The sequence below is a fragment of the Aquabacterium sp. genome (genome assembly GCF_014378415.1).
Lineage (GTDB): Bacteria > Pseudomonadota > Gammaproteobacteria > Burkholderiales > Burkholderiaceae_C > Aquabacterium.
On record NZ_JACMNS010000095.1, the window covers coordinates 1 to 15,197 of the forward strand.

Genomic DNA, 15,197 nt, shown 5'->3' on the forward strand with positions numbered 1-15,197 from the left:
GCGACGCTGGAAGCGCGCGCGGAAAGTGATGGCGCTGTCAAACAGCATCAGCAACAAGTCAAAGCCTTGCGGCGTGTGCATGGCTTCACGCTGCCAGAAAGCCTGCAGGATGCCGGCATAGCTGACCAGGCGCTCCAGCAGTCGGCCCACGGTGAGCAAGCGCCAGCCGGCATCGCGGGTCATGCGGTCGGTTTGCGATCCGGTGACGGCCGCCAACTGCATGGCCAGGTGATCGAGTGCCTCGCGGACATTCACCAGGTCGGGCAGGTTGTCCGCATCGTCCTCGTCTTCAAGGTCGGGCTGGTCGCCGCTTTCGGGGCCCAGCAGACGTTGGCGAAAGTTGTCGCCCAATGCGCGCAGCAGCCGCCAATGTTCGGGCGACAAGCGCTCGCGCAGCGCCTGTGCCGAGCGCTCAAGCGCACCAAGGTTGTAGGCCAAGCTGTGGGAGCCCTGCTCGGCGTGGGCATCGCCCAGCGACTCGACGGTGGCGCGCTCGAACACGCGCGGCGACTTGGTCAGGCTGGGTGTGCCCTCGGGCACCAGGCCATTGATGCGGGCCAGGTCGGACAAGGCCTCCAGCACAGCGGGGTCGGTCTCGTCGTCATCGGCCAGCACACTGGACAAGCCTTGCACCAGGCGAAGCTGGAACTCGGCTCGCTCGGTGTAGCGGCCCATCCAGAACATGCTTTCGCCCATGCGACTGGCCACAGGGCGCTGACGCTGCACCAGGTCTTCAACGTGCAGCGTTTGGTGCAACATCGAGAAGGTGTCCACCGGGCCATCGGTGATGACCCAGGTGTCCAGGCTGCTGCCGCCCAATTGCATGGACACGGGCCCCGAGTCGCGGGTGGCGATGCGGGTCATTCCGCCCGGCAGTACCTGCCAGCCGCCCTTGCCATCGGCCAGGGCGTAGACGCGCAATGACGCGCCGCGCATGCTGCACTGCCCTGCCGACCACACCGGCAGCTGCGCATAAGGCACGAAGTTCTGCAAGGTGTAGGCGGCGCGGTCCCGCTCGATGCGGGCGCTCCAGGCCTTCAAAGCCGGGGCATTCAGGCTGGGGCCGACAACCGCCTCGAACGGCACGCTGCCAAAGGGATACGTGGGCCGGATGACTTGCTCGCCCAGGTCGGACTTCACATCCTGCCAGGCCGCGTTTTCACCACACCACCAGGTGGGCAGCGAAGGCAGCATCAGCGCCTTGCCCAGCAGGTGGCGCGACAAGGCGGGCAGGAAGCCATGCACGGCGGGCGACTCCAGGAAGCCCGTGCCCAGCGCATTGGCCATCACCACATTGCCGGCCCGCACGGCCTGCATCAAGCCCGGCACGCCCAGGGTGGAATCACTGCGAAGTTCCAGGGGATCGCAGTAGTCGTCGTCCAGGCGGCGCAGCAGGCCATGGATGGGCTCCAGGCCCTGCACCGTCTTGAGGTACAGGCGCTCATCGCGCACGGTCAGGTCGCCCCCCTCCACCAAGGGCAGGCCCAGGTAGCGCGCCAGGTAAGCGTGCTCGAAATAGGTCTCGTTGTAAGGCCCTGGGGTCAGCAGGGCCAGGCGTGGCGACTGGCCATTGGCGCAGGGTTCGGCCAGGGTCTGCAAGGTCTCGAGCAAGCGGCGGAAACCACTGGCCAGGTGTTGCACGCTCATGGCGCGGAACGCCTCCGGAAACAGGCGCGAGACGATCAAGCGGTTCTGCATGACGTAGCCCAGGCCGGATGGGGCCTCGGTGCGCTGCGACACCACCCACCAGGCACCATCGGGGGCCCGGACCATGTCAAAGGCCACCACGTGCAAGTAGACGCCGCCCAGTGGCTTGACGCCATGCAGACCGCGCAGGTAGCCAGGGTGACCCAGCACCAAGGCAGCGGGCAGGTAGGCATCCTTGAGCAGCTTCTGCTCGCCATACACATCGGCTGCGATCTGGTTGAGCAGGCTGGCGCGCTGGGCCGCGCCTTGTTCGATCAAGCGCCAATCCTGCGGTTCGATCAACCGAGGCAAGACCTCCAGCGACCAGGGCCGCGATGCCGCCCCCTGCGCGCCATAAATGTTGTAGGTGACACCGTCTTCCTGGATTTGCTTCGCCAGCAAGGCTTGCCGCTGCCCCAGGTCGTCCAGGGAGCCACCCAGGTGCCCGGCAAAGGCCTCCCAGCCCGGCCGAAGTTGGCCTTCGGCATCACGCAGATCATCGTAATGCCCGGCCTCCACCGGCCGCGCTCGGCGCAGCAAGGCCTCAGCGGCAGTCGACTGATCCGGGTCATCGTCAAACAACGGCAAGGAGAATGGCATCGAGGGGGCAATGAAAAGGGCAGCTTCGCGCGAACTGCCCATATTGTCAAAGAGGCATGCAAGATTTTGACCAAGGGTTAGCCAAAAGGTCGCCTGCCACCCAGCCAGGTTTTGCCGTCAAACGCCACCCATCTTGGCGGTGCGCAAGTCCAGCGTCAGCGGGTGCTCAATGCCGGGCTTGAGCGGCTTGACCGACATCACACCCGGCGTGTGCCCCATGCGGAAGAAGCGCGACAAACGCCGACTTTCCGCCTCGTAGGCATTGACCGGGAAGGTGTCGTAGTTGCGACCGCCCGGGTGCGCCACGTGGTACTGGCACCCACCCAGTGAACGCTTTTGCCAACTGTCGACCAGGTCGATGGTCAGCGGGGCGTCGGCGCCAATGGTGGGGTGCAGGCACGATGGCGGCTGCCAGGCGCGGTAACGCACCCCCGCCACGTATTCGCCCACGCGCCCCGTGGGGTGCAAGGGCAGGATGTGGCCGTTGACAGTGACGACATGGCGGTTGCCATTCAGGCCCGTGACGCGCACTTCCAGGCGCTCCAGCGACGAATCCACATAACGCACCGTGCCACCTGGCGAGCCTTCTTCGCCCATCACATGCCAGGGCTCCAGCGCCGTGCGGACCGTCATGTGCGTGCCGCCGGCCGCCACCTCGCCCACGTAGGGGAAGCGGAACTCGAAGTGCGGCGCAAACCAGGCTGGATCAAAATTGAAGCCGGCCTGCGACAGTTCGGTCAGCACATCGTCAAAGTCTTGCTCGACAAAGCTGGGCAACAGGAAGCGATCGTGCAAGCCCGTGCCCCAACGCGTCAGGCGCTGCGAGCCATGCCCCTTGTACGGCTCGCGCCAGAACCAGGCCACCAGCGCGCGCAACAACAATTGCTGCACCAGGCTCATGTGGGCATGCGGCGGCATTTCAAAGGCGCGCAGCTCCAGCAGGCCCAGGCGACCCGTGGGGCCATCGGGCGAGTACAACTTGTCGATGCAGAACTCGCTGCGGTGGGTATTGCCCGTGGCGTCGATCAGCAGGTTGCGCAATGCGCGATCAATCAGCCAAGGCGGGCAATGGCCCCAGACCTCGACCTGCCGCTCGATCTCGCGCATGCCAATCTCGAGCTCGTAGACCTGATCCATGCGGGCCTCGTCCACGCGTGGCGCCTGGCTGGTCGGCCCGATGAACATGCCCGAGAACATGTAGGACAGCGAGGGGTGGTTGATCCAGAAGGTCAGCAGGCTGGGGATCAGGTCCGGGCGGCGCAGGAAAGGGCTGTCGGACGGCGTGGCGCCGCCCAGCACGAAGTGGTTGCCGCCCCCCGTGCCGGTGTGGCGTCCATCGACCATGAACTTCTCGGTCGACAAGCGCGTTTCGTGTGCGGCCTGGTACAAAAACTCGGTGTGATCAACCAGCTGCGCCCAGCTGGAGGCCGGGTGGATGTTGACCTCGATGACCCCTGGATCAGGCGTGACTTGCAGCATCTTCAATCGGCCATCGCGCGGTGGCGGGTAGCCTTCCAGCACGATCTGCACACCCAGGTCGGTGGCCGTGGCCTCGACCGCGCCCAGCAGGTCCAGGTAGTCATCCAGAACGGTCAGTGGCGGCATGAAGACGTACATCACGCCACCGCCCTTGCCTTTCTCTTCCACCTTGGGGCCATTGCTGCGGTCGGGGTTGCGCACCTCCACGCACAAGGCCGTGCGTGTGACCCAGTGGGCGGACTCGAAACGGTTGGGCGCGCGGCCTGGATCCCCGGTGATCGTCAGACCGTGACCCGCATCGCCCGAGGCAGCCCCCCCGCCTATGCCCAACTCGCCCTTGGTTGGCAGGCCGGCATCCACTTGCATTTGATGGCGCGCGTACTGCGCCTTCAATTGCGCGGCGGGCGCCAAAGCGGGCTGAGGCGCATAGGGATCGTGCTCGTGGGTATACGGGTATTGCTCGGCCGACACCCAGGGCAGCGAATCCAGCGGCAGGCGATAGCCCATGGGCGAATCGCCAGGGACCAGGTACATGCGCCCATCGCGGAAGAACCAGGCGCCGCTGATCCAGCGCGGGGTGTCCAGCATCGCGGCGGACTCGCGCTTGAGCGGCAGCACGTAGCCCACCGTCTTGTCCAGGCCATGGTCGAACACGCGGCGCAAGCGCAGGCGCTCCATCTCGTCTTCCAGGCGGGTGTCGAAAGGGTCCACATTGATGGGCAAGCGACGCTCGCGCCACAGGTAGTACCAAGCATCTTCATAGCCCGGAAGGATGTGCTTGGTGCCCACGCCCAGTTTGGTGGCCAAGGTCTCAACGAACAGCTTGGCATCGTCGCTGTTGTAGCTGACACCGTTCTGCTCATCGGCGAACAGGCTGGGGTCGTGCCAGCAGGGCTCCCCATCGGTGCGCCAGAAGATGGACAGGGCCCAGCGCGGCAACTGCTCGCCCGGGTACCACTTGCCCTGGCCAAAGTGCAGGAAACCGCCCTTGCCATAACGCTCGCGCAGCTTGTGCACCAGGGTCGTGGCCAGGCCTCGCTTGGTGGGGCCCATGGCGGTGGTGTTCCACTCCTCGCCCTCGCGGTCATCGACCGACACGAAGGTGGGCTCGCCGCCCATGGTCAGGCGCACATCGCTGCTCTTGAGCTGTTGATCGACATCGTGGCCCAACGCATCGATGGCCTGCCATTGCTCGGGTGAGTAGGGCTTGGTCACCCGTGGTGATTCGTAAATGCGCGTGACGCCCATCTCGTGGCTGAAGCTCACTTCGCACTCGTCCACCGCGCCGCTGACCGGTGCGGCCGTGGTGGGCTCGGGCGTGCAAGCCACGGGGATGTGGCCTTCGCCCGCCATCAGGCCCGAGGTGGGATCAAGTCCGATCCAGCCCGCGCCGGGCAAGAAGACCTCGCACCAGGCGTGCAGGTCGGTGAAGTCAACATCGGTGCCCGAAGGGCCATCCAGCGCCGCCACGTCGGCCTTGAGCTGGATCAGGTAGCCGGACACAAAGCGCGCGGCCAGGCCCAGGTGCCGCAAGGCTTGAACCAGCAGCCAGCCCGTGTCACGGCAGGAGCCGGATTTCAAGGTCAGCGTCTGCTCGGGCGTCTGCACGCCGGGTTCCATGCGGATGGTGTAGCTGATGTCGCCTTGCAGGCGCTGGTTCAAACCCACCAGAAAATCGATGGTGCGAACCTCCTTGAGGTCGATGCTGTCCACGAATTTCTGGAACAAGGGCGTGGCGGGATCCTTGACCAGGTAAGGCGCCAGGTCGTGCTTGAGGCCCGCTTCATACGAGAAGGGGTAGTTCTCGGCCTCGGGCTCCAGGAAAAAGTCGAAGGGGTTGTAGACCGCCATCTCGGCGACCAGGTCCACCGTGATCTTGAACTCTTGCGTCTGCTCAGGGAACACCAACCTGGCCAAATGGTTGGAGAACGGATCCTGCATCCAGTTGACGAAATGATGGGCCGGCTCCACCTTCAAGGAGTAGGACAGGATCCTGGTTCTGCAATGAGGCGCTGGGCGCAAACGCACCACTTGAGGAGACAGATCGACCAGGCGGTCGTAGGTGTAATGTGTGACGTGAGTAAGGGCGACGTGAATGGACACACTGATCTCCGGAAAGGACTGGCCTGCACCAGTGTGCAGGCGTCTTGGTGACACCAGCAAGTTGTGGGCCACGATGGTGCACATCGTGCGCCATTCACCACGAGGCACTTCGCTCCCCGTGAAGTCTGCCCGAACGCCCATCCCTTGAACAGGCGACCACGCAATCCCCTAGAGCTGGCCCGACCCCCATGCCGTAGACTCAAAGCTGCCCCAGAAACGGACCCGCTACACGGTTTCGGCACCCAGCGATGACGCAAAATTTCATCACCTTTGAACACCCCCGAACGGGCATCACGCGCATGGTGCCCATCGGGTTCAACTGGCGCCTGCTGCAGTTTGGTGCCCTGCTTCCGATGTACCAGCGCGAATGGAAACTGTGCCTGCTGGTCATCGTCGGTGGTGCGCTGACGTTCAGTGTCAGCAACGTGCTGCTGGCCTTTTTCTACAACAAACTTTACGTCCGATCATTGATCGCCGCCGGATTCCTGGCCAGGGGCACCGAAGAGGGGTGCATCGCCGAGGTTGAAGTCCGCCTGCGCCTGAGTCTGCCGCGCCACCTGCCATCGGACGAGACCCCGTCTTTTGTCGCCCACCGAATCGAAAATCACACCTCAGAACCAGCGCACGCCTAGCAAAGAAAACACATACCCAAGCATTTGTCCATCCAGGAAACCCGCAGGCCCATCGATTCAAGGGTCGGCACAACGATTAGCGTTATGGATCACAGGACAGTGCAAAATCGCCTTCTTTACCCGTTGCAACACCATGACTGATGTACCCGTCCCTTCGGCTCTGTCCAAACTCAAGATTGACAGAGGTGTTCAAGCTTCGGTAAAGAAGAAAAAAAGCATCCTGCCCTGGGTGCTGGTAGGCGCTGCCGTGATCGGCGTGGCCGCTTATTACCTGGTCCCCCGCACCGCTGAAGTCACCACCACCACCGTGGTGATGAGCACCCCCTCGCAGCAATATGTGCAGCTGACCGCCTCCGGCTATGTCGTGGCCCAGCGCCGCTCTGCCGTCGCCTCCAAGGCGTCCGGTCGCCTGATCGAACTCCTTGTGCGCGAGGGTTCGCACGTCAAGAAGGGCGATTTGCTGGCCCGCCTGGACGCCAGCGACATCAAGGCTGGCATCCTGGGGGCTGAAGCCGCCGTTCACCAGGCTGAGGCCAACGTCGAGCAATCGAACGTCCAACTGATCAATGCGCGCGCCGAAACCGCCCGCGCCCGCGGCCTGGAAGCCCAAGGCTTCCTCTCGCCCCAATCGGTTGAGACCACCGTGAGCCGCAACAAGGCTGCCTTTGCAGGATTGTCCGCCGCCAAGGCCGCGCTGGAACAAGCCCGGGCCCAAGTCAAGATGCAGACGGTTGGCCTGGACTACACCGAGATCCGAGCGCCCTTTGATGGTGTGGTGCTGGTCAAGAACGCCAATGTGGGCGACATCATCACCCCCATGTCCAGCGCCGCTGGCGCCCAAGGCGCTGTGGTGACCATGGCTGACATGAGCACGTTGGAGGTCGAGGCCGACGTGTCCGAGGGCAACTTGTCCAAGACCAAGGTGGGCCAGCCCGTCGAGATCACGCTGGACGCCCTGCCCTCCGTGCGCTTCCGTGGCCATGTGTCGGGCATCGTGCCCACGGTGGACCGCGCCAAGGCCACGGTCATGACCAAGATCCGCTTTGACAAGCTCGACGGCCGCATCCTGCCAGAGATGAGCGCCAAGGTGAGCTTCCTGTCGCAGGACATCACCGACGCCGACCAACAACCCGTGCTGGCCGTGGCCAACGCCGCACTGGGGGGCAAGGATGGCGCCAGCGTCGTCTACCGTGTCAAGGTTGGCGAGGGTGGCTCGTCCACCGTCCAGGAGCTGGTCGTTCGCCCTGGCCGCAAGCTGGGTGACCTGCGTGAAATCACTGGTGACGTCAAATCCGGCGACAAGCTGGTGACCACACCGCCCGCCCGACTGAAAGACGGCTCCCGCGTCAGCGTCGGCACACCTTGAACTGCAGCCATACCCCATCATGAGTGATACCGCAGGCAAGCGCGATTCCGTCATCCGCATCGACAACCTGACCAAGACTTACACGCGTGGCGGTCAGCCCATCCCCGTCCTGATGGACATCAACCTGGAAGTGGAACGCGCCGAGTTCGTCTCGCTGATGGGCCCCAGCGGTTCGGGCAAGAGCACCTTGCTCAACCTGATCGCCGGCATCGACCAGCCCAGCTCGGGCACCATCAAGATCAACGGCGTCGACATTGCCACCCTGGACGAAAGCGAGCTGGCCGACTGGCGTGCCGCCAACGTGGGTTTCATCTTCCAGTTCTACAACCTCATGCCGGTGCTGTCGGCCTTCGAGAACGTCGAACTGCCCCTGCTGTTGACCAACCTGAGTCGGCGCGAGCGCAAGCACCACGTCGAGGCCTGCCTGGCCATGGTGAAGCTGTCCGACCGCATGGACCACTACCCCAACGAGTTGTCTGGTGGCCAGCAGCAGCGCGTGGCCATTGCCCGCGCCCTGGTGACCGACCCCACTTTGATCGTGGCCGACGAACCCACCGGTGACCTGGACCGCGCCACCGGCGAAGAAGTCCTCAAGCTGATGGATGAGTTGCACCGCGACCTGGGCAAAACCATCGTCATGGTGACCCATGACCCCAAGGCCGCCTCGCGCGCCAGCCGGATGATCCACCTGGAAAAGGGTGTGCTGGTGTCCGACCCTGGCGCCAGCGGGCACTGAGCACAAGAGGCCAAGTAGTCCATGTTCCTCTTCAAACTGCTGCTGAAAAACGCCTTTCGGCACAAGCTGCGCACCATGTTGACCATGGTCGGGCTGATCGTGGCGATCAGTGCCTTTGGCCTGTTGCGCACCGTGGTCGACGCCTGGTATGCCGGCGTAGACGGCACCTCCAACACACGCCTGATCACCCGCAGCGCCATCTCGGTGGGCTACCCCCTGCCCCTGTATTACGCTGACCGCATCAAGAAGGTTGAAGGCGTCACCGGCGTGACCTGGGTCAACTGGTTTGGCGGCATCTACATCGACCGGCGCAACTTCTTCGCGCGCTTCGCGGTGGACGGCAACAGCTACTTCAAGATGTACCCCGAGTACATCCTCAGCGAGGAAGAAAAATCGGCCTTCATGGCCGATCGCCAGGGCGCCATCATCGGCCGCAAGCTGGCCCAGCGCTTTGGCTGGAAGGTGGGCGACTCCATCCCCCTGAGCGGCACCGTCTACCCCGGCAACTGGAGCTTCAACGTCCGCGGCATCTACCACGCCACCGACGCCCGCACCGACGAAAGCCTGATGATGATGCACTGGGGCCTGCTGGCCGAAAGCGTGCGCCAGCGCCTGGGCTCGGCCGCCGCCAACCAGGTCGGCATCTACATGGTCAACATCAAGGACCCGGGCCGCGCCTCGGCCGTCTCGCAAGAGATCGACACGCTGTTCCGCAACTCGGTGGCCGAGACTCGCACCGAGACCGAAAAGGCCTTCCAGCTGGGCATCGTCTCGATGAGCGAAGCCATCCTGATGGCCGTGCGCGCCGTGAGCTTCGTGGTGATCCTGATCATCATGGCCGTGATGGCCAACACCATGACCATGACCGCGCGCGAGCGCCTGTCCGAATACGCCACGCTCAAGGCGCTGGGCTTCTCGCCGTCCTTTGTGGTGAAGCTGCTGTTTGGTGAAAGCCTGATGATCGCGACCATTGGTGGCGCCATCGGCATCGCCATGACCTTCCCGCTGGCGATCGGTTTCCTGCACCAGACGAACAACCTCTTCAAGGTGTTCGAGGTGTCCCAAACGACCATGATTTATCAAGGCGTTGCTGCCCTGGTTGTGGGCCTGATCTCCGCAGCTTGGCCGGCCTGGAAGATGTCGAACATCGACATCGTTCAGGGCTTGCGCCACGTGGCCTGATGGGGCGCCCAACATGAGAGCCATTCCCCTTTCCTATGTGTTGCGCAACCTGTGGGTGCGCCGCGTCACCACGATCCTGACCGCCGGCGGCATGGCCCTGGTGGTCTTCGTGTTCGCCACCGTGCTCATGATGAGCGAAGGCATCAACGAGACCATGGTGGCCACTGGCCAGCCCGACAACGTGCTCATCCTGCGCAAAGGCGCAGGCGCTGAGATCAACTCCGCCATCACCCGCTCGCAGGCCAGCAACCTGGACGCCCTGCCCGGCATCGCGACCGACAACCAGGGGCGCCGGCTGGTGTCGCGCGAAGTGGCCGTGCTGAACAACCTGCCCAAGCGTGATTCGCTGGAGATGGCCAACGTGACCCTGCGTGGCACCTCGGAGATCGGCCTGGCCATCCGGCCGCAGGTCAAGCTGGTAGAAGGCCGCATGTTCCGCCCAGGCACCTCCGAGATCGTGGCCGGGCGCGCCGTGGCACGGGGCTTCGCCAACATGAGCCTGGGCCACACCGTCACGATGGCGGGCCGCGAATGGACCGTGGTCGGCATTTTCGACGCCGAGCGCAGCGGTTTCGACTCCGAAATCTGGGGCGACGTCGACCAGGTCATGCAGGCCTTCCGGCGCGCGGTCTATGCCAGCATCGTCTTCAAGCTGGCCAGCATCGAGGCCTTCAACGGCATTCGCCAAGCCATTGCCGATGACCCGCAGTTGCAGCTCGACGCCAAGCTGGAAGCCCGCTTCTACGCTGAGCAGTCCGAAAGCATGACCAAGTTCATCAAGCTGCTGGGTTTGTCGCTGTCGGTGATTTTCTCGATCGGCGCCATCGTCGGCGCCATGATCACCATGTTCGCGGCCGTGGCCTCGCGCATTGGCGAGATCGGCACCCTGCGTGCCTTGGGCTTCCGGCGCGAGGCTGTGCTGATGGCCTTCCTGGGCGAGTCCCTGGGACTGTCGATGGTCGGCGGCATCGTCGGCCTGATGGGTGCCTCGCTGATGCAGACCGTCAACATCTCGACCCTGAACTACGAGACCTTTGCCGAAATGGCTTTCCGCTTCAAGTTCACCTGGGATGTCGCCATCCAGACCATGTCCTTCTCCTTGTTGATGGGCTTCCTGGGCGGCTTCGTGCCCGCCTGGCGCGCTGGCCAGCTGAGCATCATCGACTGCTTGCGTCAGGCCTGATCCCCAAGGTGGACACGCCCACATGCACACCTCTCGACACCACCGGGCTCAGAACACGCTAAGTCACTTGTTTCGCTGCTTGCTGCTACTGTGCGTGGCCTTGGCCAACACGGCCTGCACGGCACTGGCCCAGGAACCCGCAACACCCGACAATGCCAAAGCCGCCACGGTACACACACTGCTGCCCTCTGCCGCCGGGCGGCCGGTCTCCAGCCGCCAGGCTCAACTGGCCACCGTGGGCTACGTGGAAGAAGAGTTCCGCGTGCGCGGCCAGTCGCAGGCCTATTCCACCGATGGCGACTGGAACGACGATGGCCACTGGAAGCTCAAGACGCGCGGCCAACCTCAAGCTTATGAAACTCGTGTGCTGGTGCGCCGCCCCAAAGACCCGGCCCGCTTCAACGGCATCGTCTTGGTCGAATGGCTGAACACTTCATTGGGCTTTGAGCTGGATGGCGGCTGGATGGTGACCCGCGACGAGATCGAGCGCGAAGGCTATGCCTGGGTTGGCGTGAGCGCGGAAGAAGCCAGCGTGAAATCGCTCAAACAGGCCAACCCCGAGCGCTATGCGCAAGCGGTGGTCAGCGACAGCGACTATTCCTTCGACATCTACGACCACGCTGCGGTGGCCATCCGCCAGGCCGCCGGGCAATGGGGCCGCGCCAACACCCAGGTCAAGCTGCTGGGCATGGGGTATTCCAAATCGGCCTCTTTCCTCTTCACTTTCATCAACGCCTTTCAGCCGCGCAGCAACGCCTACGACGGCTTCTACATGCGGGGGGCCACACCGGCCGCCATGCAGGTCAACGGCTGGCACATCAACATCGTGATGCCCAAAGTGCGCACCGACACCAAAGTGCCCCTGATGCAGGTGCAGACCGAGATGGAAGTGGCGGTGAGCTGGCCGCTGTCCAAGACGCTGGATACCGACAAGCTGCGTTATTGGGAAGTCGCAGGCGGCACCCACTTTGACCAGCACATGCGCGAAGAGTCACTGGCCGCCAGCCAGGCCGATGCCAAGCTGACCACGCCCAAGTGCTTCAACCCTTCCAGCACCTTGCCCACTCAGGTGTTCGACCACGCCGCTTTGCACGCCTTGCGCAACTGGGTCACCACCGGCACGCCGCCACCCAAAGCACCCCGACTGCAACGCACCGGCCTGGGCTTTGTGAAAGACGACGACCTGGGCAATGCGATGGGCGGCTTGCGCCTGCCTGAGCTCGACGCGCCCACCGCGCGCTATGACATGTTCAACAACGGGCCGACCAATTCGCTGGGCTTCTGGGTGGGCTTTGCCTGCATCGCCGGGGGCACCGCCAAGCCTTTGGATGCAGGGATTCTGCGCTCACGTTACGCCAGCGACCAAGCCTATGTGCAAGCGTACAAGCAGCACGCGGACAAGCTCTTGAGCGACGGCTTCCTGCGCCCATCGGGCCATGCCCTGCTGCTGGACCAAGCCCGGTTGGTGAAGCTGCCGCACTGACCGAGTCGGTGCTGCGCAGCCTTCAGCCTCAGCCCGAGATGCCGTCGGCCTTCAGGCTGGCCCGCAGCGCCTTCAACTCGGCCTTGCGGGCCGTCACGTGCAGGTCCACGCCGCCATCTTTCTGCGGCGTGTTCACCACCATCAGCATGCGGATGGTCATGGGGCAAATGTCGTACCAGTCGGGCGTACCTCGACCCAGGTCGATGTCGTAGATGGGCAGCTGGATCACGTTGTTCAGGATCAACCCGGCGCGCAAGGTCTCGATGGTGGGCTTGAAGATCAGCTTCCACACTGCCTTCTTTTGCCGGTATGTTTCGGTCAGCGCCAGCATTTTAAAAAGGCTGGCGGTGCTCACTTGTTCGTTGTCCGGGCGACAGCGTTCGGCCAGCACCGGCACGCTCTGTTGTGCCAGATCTTGCTCGCTGTAGCGCGCCTCGGCGTAGCACAGGGCATTGCCAAAGAAATCGCGCGGCAGCTTGAGGCGGCGCTTGTAGCGCAGGTCCAGCACCAGGCCCACGCTGCGCTCTACGCCGCCGGGCATGACGGGCGAGAACGCTTTCATCACATAAGTGGTGACCAGCTCAACCGTGCTCACGCCTGCCGACTCGGGCATCTCGGCCTTGGCCTGCACCTTCCATTGCTGGATGGTCTGGGCCGGCACACGCATCACTTCGCTCTTCAAGCCAGTCACCGCGCGCCAGCCCAAGCCCACCATGGTGCGGATGTAATCCACCCAGCCGGGCGCCACCATCAGGTCGTAGCTGGTGGCATCGACCTCGGTCTGGCCCGCATCGATCAACACCTGCCGGTCGAAGGATGGCGGTTTGACCTCCAGCCCACGGCAGGCGTTCGACCAGTTTTGCATGAAGCCCCAGTAGCTCGACCCATCGAGCAACGAATGCGGTGCGTAGCAGCACATCACGATGCCATCGTCGTCAAACTGGAAGATGTTCACCTGCAGCAGCGCAGCGTCCTGGTCGACCACCTGCCAGGGCAGCACCAGCCTGAAGAACTTCTTGATGTCGTCCTTGCCTGCCGGGTTGTCGGGGCCGTAGGGCATCGCGCCCTCGCAGCGGCTCACGCGGAAATCGATGCCCGCGTCGTTGCTGTCCACATAGACCTGACCTTGCTCGTCCTTCTTGTAGCGCCCGGTCATGATGGGGTAGTGCTTCAAGGTCTCGATCAGGGCACGCTCGGCCACGGCCAAGTCAAAGCCATTTTTGTAGACCAGCACGACCGGGATGCCCGCATGCGCATGGAAGATGTCCAGGCCCGACAGGTATTGCCTAGGCGCGGTCACGCCCGCGTGAAGGCGTTTGCCCAGGATCAGTCGCGTGCGCAGTTTCGCCATGGTCGTCAAGCCTTGCCCGAGATGCCGTCGGCCTGCAGGCGCTCACGCAAGGCCTGCAACTCGGCCTTGCTGGCGGCCATGTGCAGGTCGATGCCGCCGTCTTTCTGCGGGGTGGACACCAGGGCCATCATGCGGATGGTCATGGCGAAGGTTTCGTACCAATCAGGCGTACCGCGCCCCAGGTCGAAATCGTAGATGGGCAGCAGCGACAGGTTGTTCTGCACGATGCCGCCGGCCAGCGTGTCGACCGCAGGCTTGAAGATCAGGCGCCAGATGGATTTCTGCTGCCGGTGATGCTCGGCCACGGTCAAGAGCTTGGACACGGTCTCGGCGCTGACCTCGTCGGCCGGGGGCTTGCAGCGTTCGGCCAACACCGACAGGCTTTGCTGGGCCAGCTCTTGCTCGGTGTAGTGGGCCTGGGCGTAACACAGGCCATTGCCGAAGTAATCCCGTGGCAAGGTCAGGCCGCGCACGTAGCGCATGTCCAGGGCCATGCCCACCCGGCGCGGCGCACCCGGCGGCATCAGGGGCGACAGGGCCCGCAGCACGTAGGCCGTGACCAGCTTGCCAGTGTTCACACCCTTCGCATCGGGCAACTCGGCGTCAGCCTGGTCCTTCCACGCCTGAATGGCTGGTGCGGGAATGCGGAAAATCTCTTTGTGCATGTCGGTGGCCGCCCGCCAACCCAGGCGCGACATGGTGAGCACGCCATCCAGGATGCTGGGCTGGCGGACCAGGTCGAAGCCGCTCGTGTCCAGTCCGGTCTGGCCGGCCTTGATCATCACGCTGCGGTCGAAGGATGGCAGCTCCAGCGGCAACCCACGGCAGGCCCGCGACCAGTTCAGCAGGAAGCCGAAAAAGCTGGATCCGTCGAAGGTGGAATGCACGATGCAGATCGCTATCACGATGCCGCCGTCTTCGAACTGGCTGATGTCAACCTGGATCAGGGGCATGTCCTTGCCCACCACTTGCCAGGGCATGAAGCCCTTGTAGAAGTGCTTTAAATCCTTGAGCAGTGGCTGGTGCTCGCCGTAAGGCATGGCGCCTTCACAACGGTGAACCCGGAAGTCGATGCCATGGTCTTGCCCATCGCTGAAAACCTGGCCCTCATTGTCCTTCTGGTAGCGGCCTGACACCTGGGGGTAGTGCTTCAGCGCCTCGGTCAGACCGCGTTCGGCCAGCTCGATGTCAAAACCTTTTTTGTAGACGAATATCAGCGGAACGCACACATGCCCGTGCAGGATATCGATGCCAGTGAGATATTGCCGTGGCGCGGTGCCTCCGGAATGAAGACGTTTGCCAAAAAACAGGGTACGACGCGGCTTGCCCATGAAACTTCCGAAAATCAATCAACCAAAAGAACCGATTTTTCCAGAATACAAACCCGCCCCCGAGG

General features: G+C 63.6%; 10 protein-coding genes. 6 read left to right on the forward strand and 4 right to left on the reverse strand.

The window, feature by feature from the left end; translation table 11 throughout:
• Together H7225_RS08355 and H7225_RS08360 are read right to left on the reverse strand one after the other, a co-directional pair.
• Window positions 1–2,286: circularly permuted type 2 ATP-grasp protein (locus H7225_RS08355; RefSeq protein WP_290660728.1), on the reverse strand; the 2,286-nt coding region annotated here is incomplete at its 3' end.
• Window positions 2,287–2,403: 117 nt separating this feature from the next.
• The gene (locus H7225_RS08360) at window positions 2,404–5,868 is read right to left on the reverse strand and encodes a transglutaminase family protein (protein ID WP_290660730.1); all 3,465 of its coding nucleotides are present in this window, start codon (window positions 5,866–5,868) and stop codon (window positions 2,404–2,406) included.
• 248 nt (window positions 5,869–6,116) lie between these two features.
• On the opposite strand from H7225_RS08360, the gene H7225_RS08365 reads away from it, so the two are divergent.
• From H7225_RS08365 to H7225_RS08390, 6 genes are all read left to right on the forward strand, one after another.
• A complete protein-coding gene (locus H7225_RS08365; RefSeq protein WP_290660732.1) occupies window positions 6,117–6,500 on the forward strand; it encodes a hypothetical protein in 384 nt (127 codons plus the stop codon).
• Window positions 6,501–6,633: 133 nt separating this feature from the next.
• Window positions 6,634–7,866, forward strand: coding sequence for an efflux RND transporter periplasmic adaptor subunit (locus tag H7225_RS08370; protein ID WP_290660734.1), 1,233 nt, complete (start codon window positions 6,634–6,636; stop codon window positions 7,864–7,866).
• Between the two features lie 19 nt (window positions 7,867–7,885).
• Complete coding sequence (locus tag H7225_RS08375) at window positions 7,886–8,602, forward strand: ABC transporter ATP-binding protein (RefSeq protein WP_290660736.1); 717 nt, start codon at window positions 7,886–7,888, stop codon at window positions 8,600–8,602.
• Between the two features lie 21 nt (window positions 8,603–8,623).
• Entirely contained in the window at window positions 8,624–9,784 is a 1,161-nt protein-coding gene (locus tag H7225_RS08380; protein WP_290660738.1) for an FtsX-like permease family protein, read from the forward strand.
• Between the two features lie 13 nt (window positions 9,785–9,797).
• Window positions 9,798–10,967 (forward strand): ABC transporter permease, encoded by a 1,170-nt coding sequence (locus H7225_RS08385; protein WP_290660740.1) that lies wholly within the window; start codon window positions 9,798–9,800, stop codon window positions 10,965–10,967.
• 22 nt (window positions 10,968–10,989) lie between these two features.
• Window positions 10,990–12,450 (forward strand): alpha/beta hydrolase domain-containing protein, encoded by a 1,461-nt coding sequence (locus H7225_RS08390; RefSeq protein WP_290660742.1) that lies wholly within the window; start codon window positions 10,990–10,992, stop codon window positions 12,448–12,450.
• Between the two features lie 28 nt (window positions 12,451–12,478).
• Here the strand turns inward: H7225_RS08390 and H7225_RS08395 are convergent, their stop codons facing one another.
• Both H7225_RS08395 and H7225_RS08400 read right to left on the reverse strand, forming a co-directional pair.
• Window positions 12,479–13,801 carry an acyltransferase gene (locus H7225_RS08395; RefSeq protein ID WP_290660744.1) on the reverse strand — a complete coding sequence of 441 codons (1,323 nt, stop codon included), beginning with the start codon at window positions 13,799–13,801 and terminating at the stop codon, window positions 12,479–12,481.
• A gap of 5 nt (window positions 13,802–13,806) precedes the next feature.
• Window positions 13,807–15,132, reverse strand: coding sequence for an acyltransferase (locus tag H7225_RS08400; protein ID WP_290660746.1), 1,326 nt, complete (start codon window positions 15,130–15,132; stop codon window positions 13,807–13,809).
• Between the last annotated feature and the right edge of the window lie 65 nt (window positions 15,133–15,197).

Excerpts from the sequence above, each read along its gene's own strand:
- H7225_RS08365 (WP_290660732.1), top strand. The coding sequence starts at position 6,117 with ATGACGCAAAATTTCATCACCTTTGAACACCCCCGAACGGGCATCACG.
- H7225_RS08390 (WP_290660742.1), top strand. The coding sequence starts at position 10,990 with ATGCACACCTCTCGACACCACCGGGCTCAGAACACGCTAAGTCACTTG.
- H7225_RS08395 (WP_290660744.1), bottom strand. The coding sequence starts at position 13,801 with ATGGCGAAACTGCGCACGCGACTGATCCTGGGCAAACGCCTTCACGCG.
- H7225_RS08375 (WP_290660736.1), top strand. The coding sequence starts at position 7,886 with ATGAGTGATACCGCAGGCAAGCGCGATTCCGTCATCCGCATCGACAAC.
- H7225_RS08380 (WP_290660738.1), top strand. The coding sequence starts at position 8,624 with ATGTTCCTCTTCAAACTGCTGCTGAAAAACGCCTTTCGGCACAAGCTG.
- H7225_RS08400 (WP_290660746.1), bottom strand. The coding sequence starts at position 15,132 with ATGGGCAAGCCGCGTCGTACCCTGTTTTTTGGCAAACGTCTTCATTCC.
- H7225_RS08385 (WP_290660740.1), top strand. The coding sequence starts at position 9,798 with ATGAGAGCCATTCCCCTTTCCTATGTGTTGCGCAACCTGTGGGTGCGC.
- H7225_RS08370 (WP_290660734.1), top strand. The coding sequence starts at position 6,634 with ATGACTGATGTACCCGTCCCTTCGGCTCTGTCCAAACTCAAGATTGAC.